The sequence below is a fragment of the Pseudomonas sp. LB3P93 genome (assembly GCF_054898025.1).
Genome location: NZ_CM142713.1, coordinates 6,405,246 through 6,428,893, shown reverse-complemented (window position 1 = coordinate 6,428,893; position 23,648 = coordinate 6,405,246). Strand labels below are relative to the sequence as shown.

The 23,648-nt window shown below is 59.5% G+C and carries 22 protein-coding genes; 15 read left to right on the top strand and 7 right to left on the bottom strand.

The window, feature by feature from the left end; translation table 11 throughout:
* Entirely contained in the window at positions 1–537 is a 537-nt protein-coding gene (locus ACYZT8_RS29470) for a DUF3299 domain-containing protein (protein ID WP_461977939.1), read from the top strand.
* Positions 538–660: 123 nt separating this feature from the next.
* Here the strand turns inward: ACYZT8_RS29470 and ACYZT8_RS29465 are convergent, their stop codons facing one another.
* Positions 661–1,572, bottom strand: a complete 912-nt coding sequence (locus tag ACYZT8_RS29465) for a D-hexose-6-phosphate mutarotase (protein WP_461977937.1) — start codon at positions 1,570–1,572, stop codon at positions 661–663.
* 57 nt (positions 1,573–1,629) lie between these two features.
* Positions 1,630–2,034: an acyl-CoA thioesterase gene (locus ACYZT8_RS29460; RefSeq protein ID WP_007896491.1), complete on the bottom strand. Its 405-nt coding sequence runs from the start codon at positions 2,032–2,034 to the stop codon at positions 1,630–1,632.
* A gap of 382 nt (positions 2,035–2,416) precedes the next feature.
* Between ACYZT8_RS29460 and ACYZT8_RS29455 the strand changes: the two genes are divergently transcribed.
* The 8 genes from ACYZT8_RS29455 (at position 2,417) to ACYZT8_RS29420 (ending at position 13,157) form a co-directional block, all read left to right on the top strand.
* Complete coding sequence (locus tag ACYZT8_RS29455; protein ID WP_461977935.1) at positions 2,417–3,715, top strand: MFS transporter; 1,299 nt, start codon at positions 2,417–2,419, stop codon at positions 3,713–3,715.
* Between the two features lie 231 nt (positions 3,716–3,946).
* A complete protein-coding gene (locus tag ACYZT8_RS29450) occupies positions 3,947–4,948 on the top strand; it encodes a phosphate ABC transporter substrate-binding protein PstS family protein (protein WP_461956354.1) in 1,002 nt (333 codons plus the stop codon).
* Positions 4,949–5,184: 236 nt separating this feature from the next.
* Positions 5,185–7,467, top strand: a complete 2,283-nt coding sequence (locus ACYZT8_RS29445) for an ABC transporter permease subunit (RefSeq protein WP_461977933.1) — start codon at positions 5,185–5,187, stop codon at positions 7,465–7,467.
* 15 nt (positions 7,468–7,482) lie between these two features.
* Entirely contained in the window at positions 7,483–9,153 is a 1,671-nt protein-coding gene (gene pstA / locus ACYZT8_RS29440) for a phosphate ABC transporter permease PstA (protein WP_461956352.1), read from the top strand.
* Between the two features lie 167 nt (positions 9,154–9,320).
* Positions 9,321–10,154 carry a phosphate ABC transporter ATP-binding protein PstB gene (pstB, locus tag ACYZT8_RS29435; protein ID WP_033059285.1) on the top strand — a complete coding sequence of 278 codons (834 nt, stop codon included), beginning with the start codon at positions 9,321–9,323 and terminating at the stop codon, positions 10,152–10,154.
* Between the two features lie 71 nt (positions 10,155–10,225).
* Positions 10,226–10,987: a phosphate signaling complex protein PhoU gene (gene phoU, locus ACYZT8_RS29430; RefSeq protein ID WP_461956350.1), complete on the top strand. Its 762-nt coding sequence runs from the start codon at positions 10,226–10,228 to the stop codon at positions 10,985–10,987.
* A 167-nt stretch (positions 10,988–11,154) separates the two neighbouring features.
* Positions 11,155–12,060 (top strand): response regulator, encoded by a 906-nt coding sequence (locus ACYZT8_RS29425; RefSeq protein WP_461956349.1) that lies wholly within the window; start codon positions 11,155–11,157, stop codon positions 12,058–12,060.
* A 200-nt stretch (positions 12,061–12,260) separates the two neighbouring features.
* Positions 12,261–13,157 (top strand): peptidoglycan DD-metalloendopeptidase family protein, encoded by an 897-nt coding sequence (locus tag ACYZT8_RS29420; RefSeq protein ID WP_461977930.1) that lies wholly within the window; start codon positions 12,261–12,263, stop codon positions 13,155–13,157.
* Positions 13,158–13,316: 159 nt separating this feature from the next.
* On the opposite strand, the gene ACYZT8_RS29415 is transcribed toward ACYZT8_RS29420, so the two are convergent.
* From ACYZT8_RS29415 to phoB, 3 genes are all read right to left on the bottom strand, one after another.
* Entirely contained in the window at positions 13,317–14,657 is a 1,341-nt protein-coding gene (locus tag ACYZT8_RS29415; RefSeq protein ID WP_461977928.1) for a hemolysin family protein, read from the bottom strand.
* Positions 14,658–14,780: 123 nt separating this feature from the next.
* Positions 14,781–16,067: a phosphate regulon sensor histidine kinase PhoR gene (gene phoR, locus ACYZT8_RS29410; RefSeq protein ID WP_461982647.1), complete on the bottom strand. Its 1,287-nt coding sequence runs from the start codon at positions 16,065–16,067 to the stop codon at positions 14,781–14,783.
* Positions 16,068–16,148: 81 nt separating this feature from the next.
* Positions 16,149–16,838: a phosphate regulon transcriptional regulator PhoB gene (gene phoB, locus ACYZT8_RS29405; protein WP_008150066.1), complete on the bottom strand. Its 690-nt coding sequence runs from the start codon at positions 16,836–16,838 to the stop codon at positions 16,149–16,151.
* Positions 16,839–16,989: 151 nt separating this feature from the next.
* On the opposite strand from phoB, the gene ACYZT8_RS29400 reads away from it, so the two are divergent.
* A complete protein-coding gene (locus ACYZT8_RS29400; RefSeq protein ID WP_461977926.1) occupies positions 16,990–17,376 on the top strand; it encodes a COG4315 family predicted lipoprotein in 387 nt (128 codons plus the stop codon).
* A gap of 55 nt (positions 17,377–17,431) precedes the next feature.
* Here ACYZT8_RS29400 and ubiA read toward each other — a convergent pair whose 3' ends face one another.
* Complete coding sequence (ubiA, locus tag ACYZT8_RS29395; protein WP_461977924.1) at positions 17,432–18,322, bottom strand: 4-hydroxybenzoate octaprenyltransferase; 891 nt, start codon at positions 18,320–18,322, stop codon at positions 17,432–17,434.
* A complete protein-coding gene (locus ACYZT8_RS29390; RefSeq protein ID WP_461977922.1) occupies positions 18,322–18,885 on the bottom strand; it encodes a chorismate--pyruvate lyase family protein in 564 nt (187 codons plus the stop codon). The genes ubiA and ACYZT8_RS29390 overlap by 1 nt, the downstream gene beginning before the upstream one ends.
* Positions 18,886–19,087: 202 nt before the next feature.
* On the opposite strand from ACYZT8_RS29390, the gene ACYZT8_RS29385 reads away from it, so the two are divergent.
* From ACYZT8_RS29385 to tssB, 5 genes are all read left to right on the top strand, one after another.
* Positions 19,088–19,255, top strand: a complete 168-nt coding sequence (locus ACYZT8_RS29385; RefSeq protein WP_007954349.1) for a rubredoxin — start codon at positions 19,088–19,090, stop codon at positions 19,253–19,255.
* A 22-nt stretch (positions 19,256–19,277) separates the two neighbouring features.
* Positions 19,278–20,426 carry an NAD(P)/FAD-dependent oxidoreductase gene (locus ACYZT8_RS29380; protein WP_461977920.1) on the top strand — a complete coding sequence of 383 codons (1,149 nt, stop codon included), beginning with the start codon at positions 19,278–19,280 and terminating at the stop codon, positions 20,424–20,426.
* A 192-nt stretch (positions 20,427–20,618) separates the two neighbouring features.
* Complete coding sequence (locus ACYZT8_RS29375) at positions 20,619–20,894, top strand: HU family DNA-binding protein (protein ID WP_003213368.1); 276 nt, start codon at positions 20,619–20,621, stop codon at positions 20,892–20,894.
* Between the two features lie 649 nt (positions 20,895–21,543).
* Positions 21,544–23,100 (top strand): type VI secretion system protein TssA, encoded by a 1,557-nt coding sequence (gene tssA / locus ACYZT8_RS29370; RefSeq protein ID WP_461977919.1) that lies wholly within the window; start codon positions 21,544–21,546, stop codon positions 23,098–23,100.
* A 32-nt stretch (positions 23,101–23,132) separates the two neighbouring features.
* Positions 23,133–23,636, top strand: coding sequence for a type VI secretion system contractile sheath small subunit (gene tssB, locus ACYZT8_RS29365; RefSeq protein ID WP_019650069.1), 504 nt, complete (start codon positions 23,133–23,135; stop codon positions 23,634–23,636).
* Positions 23,637–23,648: the final 12 nt, after the last annotated feature.

Below are 23,648 nucleotides of genomic sequence, written 5' to 3'. Positions count from 1 at the left end.
ATGCGCCGTCTTTTGTTGACTCTCCTCCTGTTGGGCAGTGGTTTGGCCCATGCCGGCGAACTGCCGGAAACCGACTGGCTCGAACTGATGCCCAAGTCGGACCAGAAGGCCCTCGAGGCCATGCCCGAAATCGACCACAACTCCCCCGAAGCCACTGGCACCTTTACCGAAAAAGGTGGCATGAAGCAGAGCAAAGGCTTGCCGGCAGTGATGTATTCGACCAAAACCGTACCGTCGATGAACGACAAGAACATCCGCATCGGTGGTTATCCGGTGCCGCTGGAGTCCGACGCAAAGGGCCGCAGCACGCTGTTTTTCCTCGTGCCGTACCCGGGCGCCTGCATCCACGTGCCGCCACCGCCACCGAATCAGTTAGTGCTGGTGCGTTATCCGAAGGGATTGAAGCTGGATGATATCTACACGCCGCTGTGGGTGACCGGCACGCTGAAGATCGAGAAGGTCAACAACGATTTGGCTGATGCGGCGTATGCGCTGGATGCAGCGAAGGTGCGGGTGGTGCAGGAGTCGGATTTGTAACAGCATCAGTTGGCTTGATACAAAAAACTGTGGGAGCGAGCTTGCTCGCGATGAGGCCATAACATTCAGCATCTATGTTGACTGTAATGCCGCCATCGCGAGCAAGCTCGCTCCCACAGGGATTTATGGTGTTGATTCGAGCGGTGCGCTGCCGATGCTCACGCCCAGCGTATGACTCGCCCCCGGCGCCAGCGTCACCACATCATCCATCACGTTCGCCGTCTCGATGCACAGCATCTTCTGCCAGCCATCGTCAGCCATGTCACTGAACGCCGCCGCGCGTTCGATCCACGGGTTCCAGATCACTGCCGTGCGTGAACCACTGCTGGTCAGCTCGATGCGTCGTTCCCAGGCCGGGTCGACAATGCTCAGCGTCTGCGGAGTATTGAGGTAGATGCGATCAGTCTCGCCGGTAAAACGCAGCTCACCGGTCTGAGTCTTGGTTTTCCAGTCATCCAGGGTTTCGATATAGCTCAAGCCATCCAGCCCTTCGACATGCACATTGCGCACATCACTGACCGCGAAATAGCTGTGCAGCGCCTGGCTGATGGTGACTTTGTCAGTGCCGCGATTGTGGCTGGTGAGGCTGATGTGCAGTTGCTCATCCAGACGAATGCTCAGCTTCAAATCCACCTGATGCGGCCAGCCAGGGAAGCCGCCTTCAGGGTAGGGCAGGATGAATTCCACCTTCAGGCTCTCGCCCTCGGTTTCGATACCGCCCAGTTCCCAATCCATCGCCCGGACAAAACCGTGGGCGGTTGGCGGTTCGTTGCTGACGCGCATCGCCTGGACGCTTTGCGGGTTGCGCGGGAAATTGCCGAACCACGGCCAGCACACAGGCACACCGGCACGGATGCTCTTGCCGGTCTTGAACACAGCCTCGTCGTTTAGCCAGATCAGCGGCGGTTGGCCGGCCAATTGATAACTGAGGATGTGCGCGCCTTGCTGGGCCACCAGCAATTCGGCCTGGCCGTGGCGGATGCGCCAGCAGTTCAGTTCATCCAGTTTCACGGCTTCAACGTTGGGCGTGCTCATGGGGCAACTCTCGATCAGGAACAATGACTGCAATGGACCGCAGAAAGGCCGCGGCGTTTAACGCGCGCGTGGCGGAACCGAGCGAGTACGGCCGCTGCCATCGATCGCGACAAACACAAACACGGCTTCAGTCACTTTACGCCACTCGCTGGACAGCGGATCGTCGCTCCAGACTTCGACCATCATCTGAATCGAGCTGCGGCCGATTTCCAGTGCCTGGGTATAGAAGGAGAGCTGAGCGCCCACCGCTACCGGAACCAGGAACGCCATGCGATCAATCGCAACGGTCGCCACGCGTCCGCCAGCGACTTTGCTGGCCATTGCAGTGCCGGCCAAATCCATCTGTGCCACCAGCCAGCCGCCGAAGATATCGCCGAAGCCGTTGGTTTCACGCGGAAGCGCGGTGATTTGCAGGGCCAGGTCGCCTTGCGGGATTGGATCTTCTTGTTCGAGCTCTATCATGCCGGGGGTGCCTCTGACCCGTGACTCTTCGTTGGTACTTCACGTGAATAGCCGTCTCAAGGAAAAACGATTCAGCCCGAACATACTACGTCCGTCACGTTTTTCGTAAGGCGCCTAAAGAGAAACTCTGCGAAAGCGACTGAACCAGGCAATTGCCTTGCCTGACAGCCAGCGCGTTTTCGCACAGCAACCCCTTACAAATGCTGCAATGCAGCGAGTATATCGGTCGGTAGACTCCGAGACGACCGTCCGGTTCTCATTTTGACCGTCAAATACGCACCTCTATGTGCTTTTTCGAACAATTTGCTATCGTGCCGGACCTGCCCAAGCCTCAGCCAGCGTTGTTGGGGTTGCAGATCCGACTATAAGAGAAGCCCTTGCCATGACCACAGCGCCCTCGAGCATCGCGCAGCCGACCCAGCCCGCACGTCCGTTAACCCGCAGCGACTACAAGACTTTATCGCTGTCTGCCTTGGGCGGCGCGCTGGAGTTTTACGACTTCATCATCTTCGTGTTCTTCGCCACGGTGGTGGGCAAACTGTTCTTCCCGACGGATATGCCCGAGTGGCTGCGCCTGATGCAGACGTTCGGCATCTTCGCCGCCGGCTACCTCGCCCGCCCGCTGGGTGGCATTGTCATGGCGCACTTCGGCGATCTGCTGGGCCGCAAGAAGATGTTCACCCTGAGCATTTTCATGATGGCGGTACCGACCCTGATCATGGGCTTGCTGCCGACCTATGCGCAGATTGGCATGTGGGCGCCGATCCTGTTGCTGCTGATGCGGGTGATTCAAGGCGCGGCGATTGGCGGTGAAGTGCCGGGCGCGTGGGTATTCGTTTCCGAACACGTCCCTGCGCGTCATATCGGTTATGCCTGCGGCACTCTGACGAGCGGTCTGACGGCTGGCATCCTCCTGGGTTCATTGGTCGCCACCGCGATCAACAGCATTTACACCCCGGTAGAAGTGTCCGATTACGCCTGGCGGATCCCATTCCTGCTGGGCGGCGTGTTCGGGTTGTTCTCTGTCTACCTGCGCCGCTGGCTGCACGAGACCCCGGTGTTCGCCGAGCTGCAACTGCGCAAAGCCCTGGCCGAAGAAGTGCCGCTGCGCGCCGTTTTGCGTGATCATCGCGGCGCGATCGCGATCTCCATGCTGCTGACCTGGCTGCTGTCCGCCGGCATCATCGTGATCATTCTGATGACCCCGACCGTGCTGCAGACCGTTTACCACTTCTCGCCGACCACGGCGTTGCAGGCCAACAGCCTGGCGATTGTGTTCCTGAGCTTCGGGTGCGTGGCGTCCGGTGCTTTGGCTGATCGATTCGGTGCTGGTCGAGTGTTCGTGTTTGGCAGTGCTGCGCTGTTGTTCAGCTCATGGACTTTCTATCACAGCCTATTCAATCACCCGGACTGGCTGTATCCGATGTACGCCTTGACCGGTTTCCTGGTCGGCACCATCGGTGCAGTGCCTTACGTGATGGTCAAAGCCTTCCCGGCGGTGGTGCGCTTCAGCGGGTTGTCGTTTTCCTACAACCTGGCTTACGCCATCTTTGGCGGCCTGACTCCGATGGTCGTCACTTTGCTGCTCAAGGAAAGCCCGATGGGGCCGGCCTACTATGTGGCGATTATTTGTGTCGTCGGAATTCTGGTGGGGTCTTATCTCTGGAAGAAGGGGCGCTGATCCCGAAATTGTCTGTAGCTGTACCGGCCCCAATCGCTAGCAGGCTAGCTCCCACATTGAAATGCATTCCAATGTGGGAGCTAGCCTGCTAGCGATTGGGGCGCATGAATTATCCGGTAAAACCTCGAATGCTGGCCTTTCATCCAATTGTCATATTTCAGCCATAGAGTGTTCACACGGCCTGCTGATACTTGGCCCCGACTAACACACCCTATCTGCTAGGAGTAAGGCATGAAACTGAAGCGTTTGATGGCGGCAATGACTTTTGTCGCTGCTGGCGTTGCGACTGCCAACGCGGTTGCCGCTGTTGACCCTGCTATCCCGAGCTACACCAAGATCACTGGTGTGTCGGGCAACCTGTCCAGCGTCGGCTCCGATACCCTGGCCAACCTCATGACCCTGTGGGCTGAGAACTACAAAAAAGAATACCCGAACGTAAACATCCAGATTCAGGCTGCCGGTTCGTCTACCGCGCCACCTGCGCTCACTGAAGGTACCGCTAACCTGGGCCCGATGAGCCGCAAGATGAAGGACACCGAGCTGCAAGCGTTCGAAACCAAATACGGTTACAAGCCAACCGCGATCCCGGTTGCCGTGGACGCCCTGGCTGTTTTCGTACACAAAGACAACCCGATCCAGCACCTGACCATGGAACAAGTTGACGCGATCTTCTCGTCCACTCGTCTGTGCGGCGCTAAAACCGACGTGAAAACCTGGGGCGACCTGGGCGTGACCGGCGACCTGGCCAACAAGCCGGTTCAGCTGTTCGGTCGTAACTCGGTATCCGGCACCTACGGCTACTTCAAAGAAGAAGCCCTGTGCAAAGGTGACTACAAGCCAAACGTCAACGAACAACCAGGTTCGGCTTCGGTCGTGCAGTCGATCAGCTCCTCGCTGAACGGCGTTGGTTACTCGGGCATCGGCTACAAAACTGCTAGCGTGAAAACGGTAGCTCTGGCCAAGAAAGGCAGCACCGAGTTCATCGAAGACACCGAAGAAAACGCCCTGAACGGCAAGTACCCGCTGTCGCGCTTCCTCTACGTTTACGTCAACAAAGCCCCGAACAAGCCTCTGGCCCCGCTGGAAGCCGAGTTCGTGAAACTGGTTCTGTCCAAACAGGGCCAGGAAGTTGTAGTGAAAGACGGCTACATCCCACTGCCGGCCAAGGTTGCTGCAAAAGCACTGGCTGACCTGGGTCTCGCGGAAGGCGGCGCTGACGTCGCAAAAAAGTAAAACCCTAGGTCCGGGGTAAACCCGGACCTGTAGGAGCGAGGCTTGCCCGCGAAAGCGGTGGTTCAGTCAGCATTGATGTTGAATGTAATGACGCCTTCGCGAGCAAGCTCAGCTCCTACAAATGCCGGTACGCCGGCCCCCCAAATTTCCCATCCACTGCCAGTTCCGCTGGCGGCGGATTTGTTGCGTCACTGCATTGTCATCTTTCTGTCATACAGGATCGCTAGGGTGTGCGCATGAATGATCTGGCCAATTCCACCATGACTACTAATCCTCCCAAGCGAATTGATTTCAATACGCCTGAGCTGCAACGCAAGCGCCGCATCCGCGCGCTCAAAGATCGCCTGACCCGCTGGTACGTCCTCGTGGGCGGCCTTGCGGTTCTCGCCGCGATCACGCTGATCTTTTTCTTCCTCGCCTACGTCGTCTTCCCCCTGTTCCAGGGTGCCGATCTGACGGCCAAGGACTCCATCACGCCCGCCTGGATGCAAGACGCCGGCAAGCCGCTGATGATTTCCCTGGAAGAGCAGAACCAGGTCGCCATGCGGGTTTCCGACAAAGGGCAGGCGCTGTTCTTCGACATCGACAGTGGCGCCGAACTCAAGCGCGTCGATCTGCCGATTCCGGCCGGTACTACGGTCACTTCCATCGGTGAAGACCAGCCCGGTCACCCATTGGTAGCGGTCGGCTTGTCCAACGGTCAGGCCCTGGTGTTCCGTCACACGTATAAAGTCAGCTACCCGGACGGCAAGAAAACCATCTCGCCAGCCGTCGAATACCCGTACGGCGAAACCCCGATTGCGTTGAACGAGGCGGGCGGTGCGCTGGAACACGTCAGCCTCAACGCCACTGATTCGACCCTGATGCTGGTCGGTTCCACCGGTTCGCAACTCAATGTGCTTTCGCTGACCAGCGAAGAAAACATGATGACCGGCGAAATCACCAACGAGCAGAAACGTATCGATCTGCCGCAGATGAACGAGCCGGTGAAGAACATCTTCGTCGACCCGCGTCAGCAATGGCTGTACGTGATCAACGGTCGTGCTCAGGCCGACGTGTTCAGCCTGCGCGACAAGAGCCTCAACGGTCGCTACAAACTGCTGGAAAACGGTGAAAGCGAAATCACCGCTGCCACCCAGCTGGTGGGCGGTATCTCGCTGATCCTCGGCGATTCCAAGGGTGGCCTGGCCCAGTGGTTCATGGCCCGCGACCCGGATGGCGAGCAGCGTCTGAAGCAGATCCGCACCTTCCAGATGGGCACCACGCCCATCGTTGAAGTCACCGCCGAAGAACGTCGTAAAGGCTTCGTTGCCCTCGACGCTTCCGGCAAGCTCGGCGTGTTCCACAGCACCGCTCACCGTACCTTGCTGGTGGATCAGGTGGTCGACGGCCAAGGCATCTTCGGCCTGTCGCCACGGGCCAACCGCGTGATCGTCGAAGCGGGCGGCAAGATTCAACCGCTGCTGCTCGACAACCCGCACCCTGAAGTGTCGTGGAGCGCGTTGTGGAGCAAGGTCTGGTACGAAAACTACGACGAGCCTAAATACGTCTGGCAATCGACCGCGGCCAACACCGACTTCGAACCCAAGCTGAGCCTGTCGCCGCTGACGTTCGGCACCCTGAAAGCCGCGTTCTACGCCATGCTGCTGGCCGCGCCACTGGCCGTTGCCGCTGCAATCTACACCGCGTACTTCATGGCCCCGAGCCTGCGCCGCAAGGTCAAACCGGTGATCGAGCTGATGGAAGCGATGCCGACGGTGATCCTCGGTTTCTTCGCCGGCCTGTTCCTCGCGCCGTATGTGGAAGGGCATTTGCCGGGCATTTTCAGCCTGCTGATGCTGCTGCCGATCGGCATTTTGGTGGCCGGTTTCGTCTTCAGTCGCCTGCCTGAGTCGATCCGCCTGAAAGTGCCGGACGGCTGGGAAAGCGCGATTCTGATTCCGGTGATCCTGTTCGTGGGCTGGCTCTCGCTGTACATGAGCCCGTACATGGAAACCTGGTTCTTCGGCGGCGACATGCGTATGTGGATCTCCCACGACCTGGGCATCACCTACGACCAGCGCAACGCTCTGGTGGTCGGTCTGGCCATGGGTTTCGCGGTGATCCCGAACATCTACTCCATCGCCGAAGACGCCGTGTTCAGTGTGCCTCGTGGCCTGACTCTCGGTTCCCTGGCCCTCGGTGCCACGCCGTGGCAGACGATGACGCGGGTGGTGATCCTCACCGCCAGCCCGGGCATCTTCTCGGCACTGATGATCGGCATGGGCCGTGCGGTCGGTGAAACCATGATCGTGCTGATGGCCACCGGTAACACCCCGGTCATGGAAATGAACCTGTTCGAAGGTCTGCGAACGCTGGCCGCCAACGTCGCGGTGGAAATGCCCGAATCGGAAGTCGGCGGCAGCCACTACCGCGTGCTATTCCTCTCGGCGCTGGTGCTGCTGTTGTTCACCTTCGTCATGAACACCCTCGCGGAACTGATTCGTCAGCGTCTGCGCAAGAAATACTCGTCGCTTTAAGAAAGGTAGAAGTCTGTGAAACAGAACTCCCTGAATGGATGGTTCAAGAGCGGCGCCCCAGGCGTCTGGATCAGCGGTGGCGCGGTGTCCATAGCGGTCATCATGACCATTGGCTTGCTGGCGGTGATTGCCGTGCGCGGTCTGGGTCACTTCTGGCCGGCGGATTTGATTCACGCCAGCTACGACGTGCCGGGCCAGGCCAATCACCTGGTCATCGGCGAAATCGTGCAGAAAGAAGAAGTGCCGCGCGAGCGTCTGAAAAGTGCCGGTCTGCCGGTGCCCGACGTGGGCCCGGAGTTCATGACCCGGGAGCTGATCAAGGTCGGCAACCGTGACTTGAACGGCAACGACTTCACCTGGATCGTCGGCGAGTGGCTGACCAACCAGAAGACGCCGCCGGAGCTGATGGCCATCGAGCGCCGCGAATGGGGCAATTTCTACGGCTACCTGGTCAACGTCAAACAGGAAGGCAAGGTTATTGCTGAAGGCGAAGCCGCCTGGCCTGAGTTGCAGGCTCGCGTTGCCCGCGTCAACGAGCTCGCCGCACAGCTCAAGACCCTTGAAAAAGTCGACATCGGCGCGATCAACGCCGGCCTCGAACGCATCCGCCTGCACGGTCGCAAGCTGGAACTGGCCGGCACCCTCGACGCCACCGCACAAGCGGACATGGAATCCGAGCGCGCTGAGCTGAACGCACGTTATCAGGACATCGAAGCACGCCTGAACGACCTGCACGCCCAGTTCAACCGCGACAGCCTGACGGCTCGTGACGCGAACGGCAAAGAGATCGAAATCGGTATTGGCAAAGTGGTTCATGCCTACCAGCCGAACGCGATGGGCACCTTCACCAAGATCGGTTTCTACTTCAGCAAGATGTGGGAATTCCTCAGCGACGACCCGCGTGAAGCGAACACCGAAGGCGGGATCTTCCCGGCGATTTTCGGCACTGTGATGATGACCCTGATCATGGCGATGGTCGTGACGCCGTTCGGCGTGCTGGCAGCGGTTTACCTGCGCGAATATGCCAAACAGAACGCGTTGACCCGGATTATCCGCATCGCCGTGAACAACCTGGCGGGCGTTCCGGCCATCGTTTACGGCGTGTTCGGTCTGGGCTTCTTCGTCTATGTGCTGGGCGGCTCGGTAGACCGGTTGTTCTTCCCTGAAGCACTGCCGGCACCGACCTTCGGTACGCCGGGCCTGCTCTGGGCGTCCCTGACCCTGGCGCTGCTGGCGGTTCCGGTGGTGATTGTGGCCACCGAAGAAGGCCTGGCGCGGATCCCTCGCACCGTGCGTGAAGGCTCGTTGGCCCTTGGTGCGACCAAGGCTGAAACCTTGTGGAAGATCGTGCTGCCGATGGCCAGCCCGGCCATGATGACCGGCATGATCCTCGCCGTGGCTCGCGCCGCCGGCGAAGTGGCGCCGCTGATGCTGGTGGGTGTGGTGAAACTGGCCCCGTCGCTGCCACTGGATGGCAACTACCCGTACCTTCACCTGGACCAGAAGATCATGCACCTGGGCTTCCACATCTATGACGTCGGCTTCCAGAGCCCGAACGTCGAAGCTGCGCGTCCGCTGGTGTACGCCACGGCGCTGCTGCTGGTGCTGGTGATCGCCACGTTGAACCTGTCGGCCGTTTATATCCGTAACCATCTGCGCGAAAAATACAAAGCGCTGGATAGCTAATCAACACCGAACTGTAGGAGCCGGCTTGCTGGCGAAGGCATCACCGCGGTGAACCTGCGGGACCGAGTTGCCTGCATCGCCAGCAAGCCGGCTCCTACAAAAGAATTGCGTAACCGCAGGCCTGGTCTGCGGCCCCGAACCGAATTTGTTAGCACAGGGAGCCTCCCATGCAGCACGAAGCACATACCCACGGCATCAACATGTCTGCGCTGGGTCGCGACAAGCAGAGCCTGAGTCTTGAACAGGAAACCGTGGCCATTGAAGTACCGGGCCTGAGCCTGTTCTACGGTGACAAACAAGCGCTGTACGACGTCAGCATGAACATCCCGAAACAGCGCGTGACCGCCTTCATCGGCCCGTCCGGCTGCGGCAAGTCCACCCTGCTGCGGACCTTCAACCGCATGAACGACCTGGTCGACGGCTGCCGCGTAGAAGGTGAAATCAACCTCTACGGCAACAACATCTACCGCAAGGGCGAAGACGTGGCCGAGCTGCGTCGTCGCGTCGGCATGGTGTTCCAGAAGCCTAACCCGTTCCCGAAAACCATCTACGAAAACGTGGTTTACGGCCTGCGCATCCAGGGCATCAACAAAAAACGCATCCTCGACGAAGCCGTCGAGTGGGCGTTGAAAGGCGCGGCGCTGTGGGACGAAGTCAAAGACCGTCTGCATGAGTCGGCACTCGGCCTGTCCGGTGGTCAGCAGCAACGTCTGGTGATCGCTCGCACCATCGCCGTAGAACCGGAAGTGCTGCTGCTCGACGAACCGTGCTCGGCACTCGATCCGATCTCGACGTTGAAAGTCGAAGAGCTGATCTACGAATTGAAATCGAAGTTCACCATCGTCATCGTGACCCACAACATGCAACAGGCCGCGCGGGTTTCCGACTACACCGCGTTCATGTACATGGGCAAGCTGGTGGAATTCGGCGACACCGACACCCTGTTCACCAATCCGGCCAAGAAGCAGACCGAAGACTACATCACCGGTCGTTACGGCTAGGAAGCTGTAGTTGCTCACTGAACTGACGCTGCGGTCCACCGCACCTTACCGGACGCTCCAAGGACGCCAACATGATTAGCAAAGAAGGCCTTACCCATCACATCTCCGCGCAGTTCAACGCTGAGCTGGAGGAAGTTCGCAGCCACCTCCTGGCCATGGGCGGTCTGGTGGAAAAGCAGGTTAATGACGCCGTGACCGCGCTGATCGAGGCCGACTCCGGCCTGGCCCAGCAGGTCCGCGAGATCGACGACCAGATCAACCAGATGGAACGCAACATCGACGAAGAATGCCTGCGCATTCTGGCCCGCCGTCAGCCGGCAGCGTCGGACTTGCGTCTGATCATCAGCATCTCCAAATCGGTGATCGACCTGGAGCGCATCGGTGACGAAGCGACCAAGATCGCCCGTCGCGCCATTCAGTTGTGCGAAGAAGGCGAGGCCCCGCGCGGTTATGTCGAGGTTCGCCACATCGGCGACCAGGTGCGCAACATGGTTCGCGATTCGCTGGACGCCTTTGCCCGTTTCGACGCCGACCTGGCGTTGTCGGTTGCCCAGTACGACAAGATCATCGACCGTGAATACAAGACCGCGCTGCGCGAGCTTGCAACCTACATGATGGAAGACCCGCGCTCTATCTCGCGGGTCTTGAGCATCATCTGGGTGCTGCGTTCGCTGGAACGCATCGGCGACCACGCGCGCAATATTGCAGAGTTGGTGATTTACCTGGTGCGCGGTACCGACGTGCGTCACCTGGGCCTCAAGCGCATGAAAGAAGAAGTTGAAGGCACAAGTGCCGAAACCGCTAATGTTCCGGGCAAAGCTGACGATAAGTAAGACTGCCCAAGAAAAACGCCCGGTCCTTTGGCCGGGCGTTTTTTTGTGTGGTTTTCGACTTCAACAGCAGCACCCGCGAACGAAAAGTCCCGGCGTGACTGAAGGTTTTTGGCAATGTGCCATCAGTAAAACGGTATGCTTGCCGGGATTTTTTCGAGGGGTGATGGATGAGCAAGATCAGTGTGTTGGTGGTGGACGATGCGGCGTTCATTCGTGACCTGGTAAAGAAGTGCCTGCGTAACTACTTCCCGGGTATCCGGACAGAAGACGCCATCAACGGCAAAAAGGCTCAGGCCATGCTGGCCAAGGAAGCGTTCGACCTGGTGCTGTGCGACTGGGAAATGCCGGAAATGTCTGGCCTGGAATTGCTGACCTGGTGCCGCGAGCAGGACAACCTCAAGACCATGCCCTTCGTCATGGTGACCAGCCGTGGCGATAAAGAGAACGTGGTCCAGGCAATTCAGGCCGGCGTTTCCGGCTACGTCAGCAAGCCCTTCACCAACGAACAACTGCTGACCAAGGTCAAGCAAGCGCTGAACAAGGTCGGCAAGCTCGACGCCTTGATGAACGGTGCACCGACCAAAATGAACTCGGCCTTCGGCAACGATTCCCTGAGCGCATTGACCGGTGGCAAGGCTGCCGTGGTCGCCGCTCCGGCACCGGCGGCTGCACCTTCACGCGGTTTGCTCAATAGCCCACCGGTCAAGGCACCGGTCGCTGCTTCCGCTTCAGCCAGCGGTCGGGGTCAAGGCCAGTTGCGTTTGCCAAGCGGCATTCAGCAATGCGTGATCAAAGCCCTGAGCATCAAGGAAGCGCTGCTGGTGGTGAAGCGCACCGACACCCTGCCGCAAGTCCTCGACAGCGCCGTGCTCGACCTGGAGCAGGGCGACAACGCCGAAGTCGCCCGCCTCAATGGCTACCTGCACGCCATCGTCGCGTTTGAACCGAAACCCGACAGCGACTGGCTGCAGCTGACCTTCCGCTTTGTGGATCAGGATGCGCAGAAGCTCGACTACATCTCCCGCCTGATTGCCCGTGGTACGGCGCAGAAGCATTTCGTACCCGGCGCGTAACATGTACCGCTGATCGTTCCCACGCTCTGCGTGGGAATGCCTCCCCGGACGCTCCGCGTCCGCTTCGGTGGGACGCAGAGCGTCCCTTGCTGCATTCCCACGCAGAGCGTGGGAACGATCATTTGAAACATCTGCCGACTACCCGGGTCCATTGCAGCTGCTAGGCTCCTCCCCAGGCCTTACTCGACAGACTCTTGCCCATGCTCGCGCGCCTGCTGTTTTTCTGTGGTCTTTTCATGGCCTCCACCTCGGCTGTGGCCATGACTATCTACAAGTCCAAAGACGCCAATGGCGTGGTCTCCTATAGCGACCGCCCCACCAAAGGCTCCCAGGTGTTCGTTTTTCGAGATCGCATGGTCGAGCACCTTGAGCGCCAGGTGTACCTGGAGATCAAGAAGCAGAAGGGCGTGGACAACGTGTATGTGCGCAACGACCTGTATGCGCCGGTCGAGATCGAGCTGAGTTTTGCCGGGCTGAACAACGTCAGCGGCGCGCCGAGCCGGCCGATCCGCCGGGTGATGCCGGCCCGCAGCAACATCCGTCTGGCGCTGCTCACGGCGACGCAGGCCGGAAGGCCGTTGGTGTACATCCCAAGGTTCGAATATTCACTGGGCGACCCTTCAGGGGCCGCCATGGCCTATCGGTATCCGCTGCCCTGGCGTGGCGGGCCGTTTCGCTTGAGTCAGGGTGCCAACGGCCAGTACAGCCACTTCGGCGCGAAGAACCGTTACGCCATGGACATTGCCATGCCCGAGGGCACGCCGATCATCGCGGCACGTGGCGGGGTAGTCGTGAAAACCGAAAATGCCCAGACCGGGCACGGCACCGATCCATCAGGCAATTTCGTGCGGGTGCTGCACGATGACGGAACCATGGGCGTATACCTTCACCTCAAGCAAGGTTCGGTCAGCGTTCGCGAAGGGCAGCGGGTTTCGGTGGGGAGTGCGCTGGCACTGTCGGGCAATACTGGCAACAGCAGCGGGCCGCATTTGCACTTCGTGGTGCAGCGCAATACGGGGTTGGGGCTGGTGTCGATTCCGTATCAGTTCAATCAACCGGTGGGTGCGTTGCCCAACTTTGCGTTGGGTAAGCAATAGGCGGATCAGCGCGATTACTGTGGCGAGGGAGCTTGCTCCCGTTCGGCTGCGCAGCAGGCGCAATCCAGCCTACGCAGTCTGCCTGAATAACTGGGTAGTCGGTTTTGGGGCCGCTTCGCAGCCCAGCGGGAGCAAGCTCCCTCGCCACAGGTACCGCGCTTAATCCAGCATCAACACCTTGGCCAGAATAATCTTCGGCCCTTTCATCTTCTTGATGATGATCCGCAAGCCTTCGACTTCCAGCACTTCTTCCTCTTCCGGCACCCGTTTCAGGGTTTCGTAGACCAGCCCGGCGAGGGTTTCGGCTTCGATGTGGTCCAGATCGATGCCCAGCAGGCGTTCGACCTTGAACAGCGGCGTGTCGCCTCGTACCAGCAGCTTGCCCGGCTGGTAAGCGAGGATGCCGCGCTCAGCCTTGCGGTGTTCGTCCTGAATGTCGCCCACCAGCACTTCCAGCACGTCTTCCATGGTCAGGTAGCCGATGATGTTGCCATCGGCCTCTTCAACCAGGGCGAAGTGCGAGCCGCCCTTGCGGAACTGCTCCAGCAGCTGCGACAGCGGCATGTGCCGCGACACACGCTCCAGCGGCCGGGTCAGTTCGGCGAGGTTGAACGACTCGGGAATGTGGTCCAGGGCCGCCAATTCGAGCAGCAGGTCCTTGATGTGCAACAGGCCGACGAACTCCTGGCTTTCGCTGTCGTACACCGGATAACGGCTGAACTTGTGGCGACGGAACATCGCCAGGATTTCTTTGAGCGGCGCGTTGAACTCCAGCGTCACCAGGTCTTCCCGGGAGTTGGCCCAGTCGACCACTTCCAGCTCACCCATTTCCACCGCCGAGGCCAATACACGCATGCCTTGGTCGCTCGGGTCCTGGCCACGACTGGAGTGCAGGATCAGTTTCAGTTCTTCACGGCTGTAATGGTGCTCGTGATGCGGGCCGGGCTCACCCTGGCCGGCGATCCGCAGAATCGTGTTGGCGCTGGCGTTGAGCAGGTAAATCGCCGGGTACATCGCCCAGTAGAACAGGTACAGCGGCACGGCGGTCCAGAGCGACAGCAGCTCGGGTTTGCGGATGGCCCAGGATTTTGGCGCCAGTTCACCGACCACGATGTGCAAGTACGAGATGACAAAAAACGCGGCGAAGAACGACACGCCTTTGATCACTTCAGGCGATTGCACGCCGACGGCTTCAAGGATCGGTTCGAGGATGTGCGCGAACGCCGGTTCACCGACCCAGCCAAGGCCCAGGGAGGCGAGGGTGATACCCAATTGGCACGCCGAGAGGTACGCATCGAGCTGACTGTGAACGGTGCGCAGGATGTGTCCGCGCCAGCCGTTTTTTTCAGCGATGGCCTCGACCCGGGTCGAGCGCAATTTGACCATGGCAAATTCCGCCGCAACGAAAAAGCCGTTGAGCAAAACCAGGATCAGAGCAAAAAGAATCATGCCGAAATCGGCGAAGAGTGTCGCGAGGGTCAAGCCAGGGGAAGGGTCCATGATGGAGTTTTGCGGGTTCCGTGTATTCGAAAAGGGGGTCGATGCGGTGCCTGAAGGGCAGGCACAAGTCAGCCAATGTAGCGGCTGACTTGATGATTGCCTAGTGGCGAGTGCTGGCCGGTATCAGTCGGCGGTGCTGATGACCCGGGTTTTCGTGACTTGGGCGGGCGCGAAATGGCAGGTAAACGTGCTGCCATGCCCTGGCACACTGCTGATTTCCATCCGCGCGCGGTGCCGTAGCAGTACGTGTTTGACGATCGCCAGGCCGAGGCCAGTGCCGCCGGTGTTGGAGTTGCGGCTGGAGTCGACGCGGTAGAAACGTTCGGTCAGGCGCGGCAGATGTTTGCTGTCGATGCCGATCCCGGAGTCCTGCACGCTCAGGTGTGCGCCTTGCTCATCGCCCCACCAGCGAATGCGGATATTGCCTTCGGCCGGGGTGTATTTCACCGCGTTGAACACCAGATTGGAAAACGCGCTGCGTAACTCGGCTTCGCTGCCCTTGAGCAGAATCGTCGGATCAGCTTCCAGGCTGATGCGTTGGTTCTTCTGGCCGGACAACTGCTGGGCATCGCTGGTGATCGATTGCAGCAGGCCGTCGATGACCACCGGCTGGTTGTCCGACGGGTAATCGGTGGCTTCCAGTTTGGCCAGCAGCAGCAAGTCGTTGAGCAAGGTCTGCATGCGCCCACCTTGCTGCTGCATTTGCTGCAGGGCACGGGTCCAGCGCGGGTTCACTTCCTCGACGTTGTCGAGCAGGGTTTCCAGGTAGCCGCAGATCACCGTCAGCGGTGTGCGCAATTCGTGGGACACGTTGGCGATGAAGTCTTTGCGCATCTGTTCCAGCTGATGAATGCGCGTCACGTCGCGCACCAGCATCAGGTGTTCGTTGTTGCCGTAGCGGGTGATGTACAGCTGAATGCGTACGCGATCATTGGTCGGCGAAGGGATTTCCAGCGGTTCGGCGTAGCTGTTCTGCTCGAAATATTCCTTGAAGCGCGGATGCCGTACCAGATTGGTGACCGGCTGGCCGCTGTCTTGCGGTGTCTTGAGGCCGAGCAGGGTTTCGGCAGCGCGGTTCCACCATTCGAGGTTGCCATCGCTGTCGAGCATGATGACCGCGTCTTTCAGCGCAGCGGTGGATTCCTGAACCCGATCGATCACCGCTTGCAGGCGTCCGCGCACGCGTTGGTCACGGCGTTGCAGGTGGTAAATGCTGTCGAACACTTCGCCCCACAGGCCATAGCCGTCGGGCGGTGCTTCGTCGGGTTTGTGCAGTCGCAGCCATTCGTGCAGCCGCAGCAATTGCTTGAGGGTCCAGGCCAGGTAAAGGCCCAGGCCCGCAGCGAGGCTCCAGCCGTAGTAGCCGGTAATCAGGCCGATCACCAAACAGCCGGTCACCAGCAACAGCATGTGGCGGATCAGGGTGCCATGCCAGTTTTGGTTCAATTGAACACGCGTCCTTGTCAGCTTGTCGGGCGGTAAAGGTCTTGGTCAGGCTTTGGTAGAAAAGCGGTAACCGGTGCCGCGCACGGTTTGTACCAGATTTTCGTAGGCATCACCGAGAGCTTTGCGCAGACGGCGGATGTGCACGTCAACGGTGCGCTCCTCGACATACACGTTGCCGCCCCAGACCTGATCCAGCAACTGGCCACGGGTATAGGCACGTTCCTGGTGAGTCATGAAAAATTGCAGCAGACGGTATTCGGTCGGGCCCATCTCGGCGGGTTTGCCGTCAATGGTCACGCGGTGGCTGATCGGGTCGAGCAGCAGGCCGCCGACTTCGATCGGTGTCTCGCCATCGGTTGGGCCGGCACGGCGCAGCACGGCTTTGAGGCGTGCCACCAGCTCACGAGGGGAAAACGGTTTGGTGATGTAATCGTCAGCACCGACTTCCAGACCCTGGATCTTGTTGTCCTCTTCGCCCTTGGCGGTGAGCATGATGATCGGGATGTCCCCGGTCAATTCATCGCGCTTGAGGCGTCGGGCCAACTCGATGCCGGACGTGCCGGGCAGCATCCAGTCGAGCAGTATCAGGTCCGGCTTGCGGTCGACGATGATGGCATGGGCCTGTTGGGAGTTCTCAGCCTCCAGGCAGTCATAGCCGGCCATTTCCAACGCAACGGCGATCATTTCGCGAATGGGCGCTTCGTCGTCGACGATCAGAATGCTCCTGCCAACCATGCCTTAATCCTCTTGTCATTTAACTGTCTTGCGCCGCATTAGATAACGGAATTATTGCAGTCGTGTGACAGTATTTTAGTCGACCGGCGATTGTCACGAACCTGGACTAAGCTCTAATTCCGAATCCTGACTACCACAAGAGAAGGTTTCCATGACTCAATACTCGTTCTCCCTTAAGTCACTGATGTTGGTCGCTGCTCTGGCTCTGCCGACGATGGCCTTCGCTGACGAACCGGCCATGATGAAGGGCGGCATGATGGTCGACCACAAGGGAATGACCATTTACACGTTTGACAAGGACGCCGGCGGCAAGTCCATGTGTAACGGTGATTGTGCCAAGAACTGGCCACCGATGATGGCCCCGGCGGGTGCCAAGGCCGAAGGCAAATGGACGGTCATCAAGCGTGATGACGGCATGATGCAATATGCCTACGACGGCAAGCCGCTTTACACCTTCATGAAGGATGAAAAACCTGGCGAAATGAAGGGTGACGGCATGAAAAACGTCTGGCACGTCGTCCACGAGTCGCAGAAGTAATCGATCAAAGTCTGCAGCCGCTGCCGAAACATGCGTTCGGCAGCGGCTTGGGCGGTCAGCGAGTGGCGTAATCCAGCACAATCCCCACAAAAATCGCCAACCCGGCCCAGTGATTGTGCAAAAACGCCTTGAAACAGCGCATCCGGTCCTTGCCACGGGTGTACCAGAATTCCCACGCAAAACAGCCCGCCGCCGCCAGCAGTCCCAAGTGGAACCAGCCACCCAGCTCGAATTTCGATCCCGCCAGCAACAGGCAGCCCAGCGCCAATCCTTGCAGGGTCAGAATGATCACCCGGTCCGCTTCGCCAAACAGAATCGCCGTGGATTTCACGCCGATCTTCAAGTCGTCGTCGCGGTCGGTCATCGCGTAATAGGTGTCGTAGCCCACGGTCCACAGCAGGTTGGCGATCCACAGCAACCATGCGGCTGCGGGCAGTTCACCGGTTTCGGCAGTGAACGCCATCGGCATGCCCCAGGAGAACGCCGCGCCCAACACCACCTGCGGGTAATAGGTGTAGCGCTTCATGAACGGGTAGCTGAAGGCCAGCGCCAAGCCGCCGAACGACAGCCAGACCGTGGCCGCATTGGTACACAGCACCAGCAGGAAACTGACGCCCATCAGCAACGCGAAGAACACCAGAGCTTCTTTGGAACTGATCCTGCCGCTCACCAACGGGCGTTGTTCGGTGCGTTTCACGTGGCCGTCGACCTTGCGATCCGCCCAGTCGTTGATCACGCAGCCGCCAGCGCGGGTCAGCACCACGCCAAGGACGAAAATCACAATGTTGGCCAGGGATGGCGAGCCTTTGCCGGCAATCCACAGCGCCCAGAGCGTCGGCCACAGCAGCAGATAAATGCCGATCGGCTTGTCCATGCGGGTCAGTTGAATGAAATCCCAGGCCCGAGGGTTCAAGCGGTTCAGGGACTTGAGCAGGCTTTGGTACATCAGCAATTCTCCGGCTGGGCACGAGTTGCGAGCCACAAGGTCGGCAGGAAGATCTCGGCCACCAGCACGCTCAAGGCGCCACGGTCGAAACGCGAGCGACGGCCCCACAGTTCAGGGGCCCGGGACTCCAGCGGCAGCCATTCCTGAGGATAGTGACAAACCTCGATGGCGCGGCGCTGGAACGCATGATCGCAAAACAGCAATTCGCCCAACGAGCGGCTACCCAGTTCGTCCATGTGCAAGCCGTCGCCCTGCAAGGCGCTGCGCGCCGCCACGCTGCGGGCAAACACCCAAGCCTCTCCGTTCCCACGCAAATACACCTCGCGCACCCAGCCTTCACTGCCTTCGTCCAGCTCCAGCGCAGCACATTCGTCGGCGCGTAGCGTTTGCCAGCCTTCAAACAGCGGCGTGACGCTGAAGCCGTCATTCGACAAGCGGATCAGTCGTCGGGTCAGGGAGCCTTCGTCGAACAGCCAGTCGAGGGTAGACGTGTCGGGGAGGGGCGCCAGTTGGCTTTGAGGGAGCCACAGAGGAGTCGCGGAGGGGGATTTTGAGTGCGGCACAGTGAGTCATTATTGGCAGCAAATGAGGCGGCGAGCTTACCATGTCAGCCAGCGATTTTGATTGATCCGGGCCGCCGTTACGCCGAACAGGCTTGCATCTGCCGGGCCTGATCAGTACAAAACGCCCCTGAGCCGGACGGCATCGCTCCACCTATCGACCGTCCGCGCCGGCAATAAGCCTGAATCCTGAGGAAGTACCTGAATGAAAAAGTGGCAATGTGTGGTCTGCGGCCTGATCTATAACGAAGCCGACGGCTGGCCGGACGACGGCATTGCGCCGGGCACGCTGTGGCAAGACGTACCGGAAGACTGGCTGTGCCCGGACTGCGGCGTCGGCAAGATGGATTTCGAAATGATTGAAATCAACTAATAAAAAAACCGAGGAGTAAGGAATGAACGCACCTGTCGTGATCGTCGGCACTGGGCTGGCCGGCTACAACCTGGCCCGCGAGTTTCGCAAGCTCGATGGCGAAACCCCGCTGCTGCTGATTACCGCCGATGACGGACGCTCCTACTCCAAGCCGATGCTCTCCACCGGTTTCGGCAAGAACAAAGACGCCGACGGCCTGAGCATGGCCGAACCGGGCGCCATGGCCGAGCAATTGAAGGCCGAAGTGCGTACTCATACACGCATAAGCGGCATCGATCCGGGCCACAAACGCCTGTGGATCGGTGAGGAAGCGGTGATTTACCGCGACCTGATCCTGGCCTGGGGCGCGGAAACCGTGCGGGTGCCCATCGAAGGCGACGCGGCTGATGCGGTGTTCCCGATCAACGACCTGGAAGACTACGCACGCTTTCGTGCCGCTGCCGCGGGTAAGCGCCGGGTGCTGCTGCTCGGTGCCGGCCTGATCGGCTGCGAGTTCGCCAACGACTTGATTCTCGGTGGCTATGAGGTGCAACTGGTTGCACCGTGCGAGCAAGTCATGCCGACCCTGCTGCACCCGGCCGCAGCCGCTGCGGTTCAGGCCGGGCTGGAAAGCCTGGGCGCGCGTTTCCACCTTGGGCCGGTGCTCAACCGCTTGCAGCGCGTCGCGGACGGTGTGGAAGCGCATCTGTCCGATGGTCAGGTGATTCCCTGCGACGTGGTGGTTTCGGCCATTGGCCTGCGTCCACGTATCGATCTGGCGGCTGCGGCCGGTGTGCAGGTCAATCGCGGCGTGGTGGTCGACCGCCACCTGAAGACCTCCCACGCCAATATCTACGCCTTGGGCGACTGCGCCGAGGTCGATGGGCTGAATTTGTTGTACGTAATGCCCCTGATGAGCTGTGCGAGAGCGCTGGCACAAACCCTCGCCGGCAACCCTACGGCCGTGAGTTATGGCCCGATGCCGATCACCGTGAAAACCCCGGTCTGTCCGTTGGTGGTTTCGCCGCCACCACGGGGCGCCGAGGGCGTCTGGACCGTCGAAGGGCAGGGCGCGGACATCAAGGTTTTGTGCCGCGATGCCAGCGGAAAACTGCTCGGTTATGCCCTGACAGGCGCGGCGGTGATGGAAAAACTGGCCCTCAACAAAGAGCTTCCGGCACTGCTGGCGTAAATACCGGTCGTTCTGTCGGAATCACCCCGCTTTTGCCCCTACAAAGGTCGCGCCGAGACTGGCGCGGCTCTTCCGTGCATGCCATTCTCACTCCCGTCTGCCGCAGAGTAGAGCACCTGCGGCGCTTTGGGCGCTGTTCCAACGAGAACAGCACGGACATAACAACAAAAAACCGTCAAAGGGGCTTCACTAATGCGTAAACCAGAACTCGCCGCCGCCATCGCGGAAAAAGCAGATCTCACCAAAGAGCAGGCCAACCGCGTTCTCAACGCCGTTCTCGAAGAAATCACCGGCGCTCTGCACCGCAAAGACAGCGTCACGCTGGTGGGTTTCGGTACCTTCCTGCAACGCCACCGTGGTGCCCGTACCGGCAAAAACCCGCAAACCGGTGAGCCCGTCAAAATCAAGGCCAGCAACACCGTTGCGTTCAAGCCAGGCAAGTCGTTGAAAGACAGCGTTAATCCATAATTGCGGCGAACTCCCTGAATAACGGGGAGAACCGTATTGAAAAATGGGCACAACGATTGAATCGGGTGCCCATTTTTTATGAGCGTTTTTTGTTCTGTGTATGTTTGGTGGACTAATTAATACAGGTTGGAAAACAACTGCCCACACATCCATTTGTTCGCGAACGACCTTACAAAAAAAATGCCTTATATAAAGTGCCATCATAAAGATGGCACTTTCTTAACTCTCTGATGTCGCCCCTCGTTTGTTCGAAGATGACCGCAATCTTTCGGACAGTTCCTACATTCATCCTCCTCTATTGTTGGCATGCTTCCCGCCTGCCATTAGGGCGGTGCTGTCCACGATTTGATGAAGGCCTAACCGGCCGCTCTGGCTCAACGGTTTCAGGGCTGCCAGATGAAGGGGGAAATATTAAATCGACATCAGGGAATCCCCTTACACATATAGGGAAATCTCCTACACGCAATAAACAACAGTTCGTCTTGTTGTTTAATCGGATGCTTGCTAGTGGCCATCATTGTGATTACGATGCGCCCACTTGAAAGAGCACGAACTCAATTGGATGAGACTCATCGCAGCTCTTTGATACTGTCCCGCGCTGCTGCAACTGCAATTGGCGTTCGACCGTAATCCTAATTAAAGGCCATGGATGTCCTACTCAAGCAAACTTTCTGCTCATTACCTTGAACTCGCAAAAGCCTCTGTTTCCAAAGAGAATTTCGCGGGCGAGGACGTTCGCTTTTCGAGCGAGTATGAAGCACTGGAAAGCGAGCTGGCGAAAGCCTCGTCCATGCACGAAAGCGGCCAGATCGACTGGCTGAAAATCCGCGAAAACAGCGAAAACCTGCTGCGCACCCAGTCCAAGGATTTGCGGGTCGGCGCCTGGCTGACGTGGGCCTTGTACCAGCGTGAATCCTTTCAAGGCCTGCTGGCCGGCCTCGGCTTGCTGCACCACTTGTGCGAAAACCACTGGGCCGAAGTTCACCCGAGCAAGGCCCGTACCCGCTCCGCTGCGATCAGTTGGCTGGTGCCGCGTCTTGAGCAGGTACTGACCGAAAACGTCGCGATCAAAGAACAGCTGCCGATGTTCCGGCGACTGGTCGAACATCTGGAAGGCCTCGACGCCGCTTGCACCGAGCACCTGGGTGACGACGCGCCGCTGCTGCTGCCGATCTCCCGTCGCCTGAAAAACATGGTGCAACGCGCCGCTGACAACCAGCCGGAACCCGGCGTGGTGGGCGCTGCGGTGGCCCAGGTCAAACAGGCCGCCACGCAGCTGTTCACCCCCGGCGCACCGATCGACAACGAAAAAGAAGCCCACAAAGCCCTGCGCGCCCAGCAGGAAAGCGCCCGTCCATTGTGCGCCTGGTGGCTCAAGCAGAAAGCCACTGACCTGCGCGCCTTGCGCCTCAATCGCACGCTGCTGTGGCTGCCCATTGATGCGGTGCCTGAGCGCAACGCTGAGCAAATCACCGTGCTGCGCGGCTTGCCCGCCGACAAGCTCAAGGCCTATCAGGACCGTTACGATCAGGCCAAATACGCCGACCTGCTGGTGGAACTGGAGGCGAGCCTGGCGAAGGCGCCGTTCTGGTTCGATGGCCAGCGAATGGTCTGGGAATGCCTTCAGGGGCTGAACGCCGAGATGGCAATGCGCGAAGTGGAAATCCACTTCGCGCTTTTGATTCAGCGCCTGCCCGGCATCGTCGAGCTGCGTTTCCACGACGGCGCGCCGTTCGCCGATCCGGCCACCCGCGCCTGGATCAGCGCCAACGTCATGCCGCACCTGCAAAGCGCCAGTGCGCCGCGCAAGGTTGAAGTCGCCGACACCCAGCCGGCCTGGGAAGTGGCGTTGGAAGAAGTCCTGCCGATCCTGCGCAAGGACGGCCTCAAGGCTGCCGTGCAGATCCTCAAGCAGGGCCTGCAAAGCGCCCACGGCGGACGCGTGCGGTTCTTCTGGCAGTTCGCCCTCGCGCGGCTGTGCTTCATGGCCAAGAAATACGAACTGGCCAAAACCCAACTCGAAACGCTGGACCAAACATTACAGGACTCAGGCCTGAACGCCTGGGAGCCCGATCTTGCGCTGGAAGTGCTGCATTTACTGCATAGCTGCTGCGAGTTGTTGCCGCAGAACCATGCCGTACGTGAACGCAAGGAAGAGATTTATCGCAGGCTGTGCCACCTCGATCTCGAAGTGGTACTCGAATAGGCCCCAGGGCCACAACCGCAAGGAGAAAAGCCATGGCCAAAGAAGGCTCGGTAGCCCCCAAGGAACGCATCAACGTCACTTTCAAACCTGCCACCGGTGGTGCCCAGGAAGAGATCGAACTGCCGTTGAAACTACTGGCAATCGGTGACTACACCCACCGCAAGGATGAACGCAAAGTCGAAGATCGCAAGCCGATCAGTATCGACAAGATGACGTTTGACGAAGTGTTGGCCAAGCAAGAGCTGAGCCTGACACTGAGCGTGCCGAACCGTCTTCAGGAAGATGGCGAAGCCGACGAACTGGCCGTGCAATTGCGCGTCAACTCGATGAAGGACTTCAACCCGGCCAGCCTGGTCGAGCAAGTGCCTGAGCTGAAAAAACTGATGGAACTGCGCGACGCGCTGGTGGCCCTCAAAGGCCCGCTGGGTAACGCGCCTGCGTTCCGCAAAGCCATCGAAGGCGTTCTCGCCGACGACGAATCCCGCGGTCGCGTACTGGGTGAGCTGGGCCTGAACGCCGCAGCCCAGGACGCCTGAGTCTCCATCAGC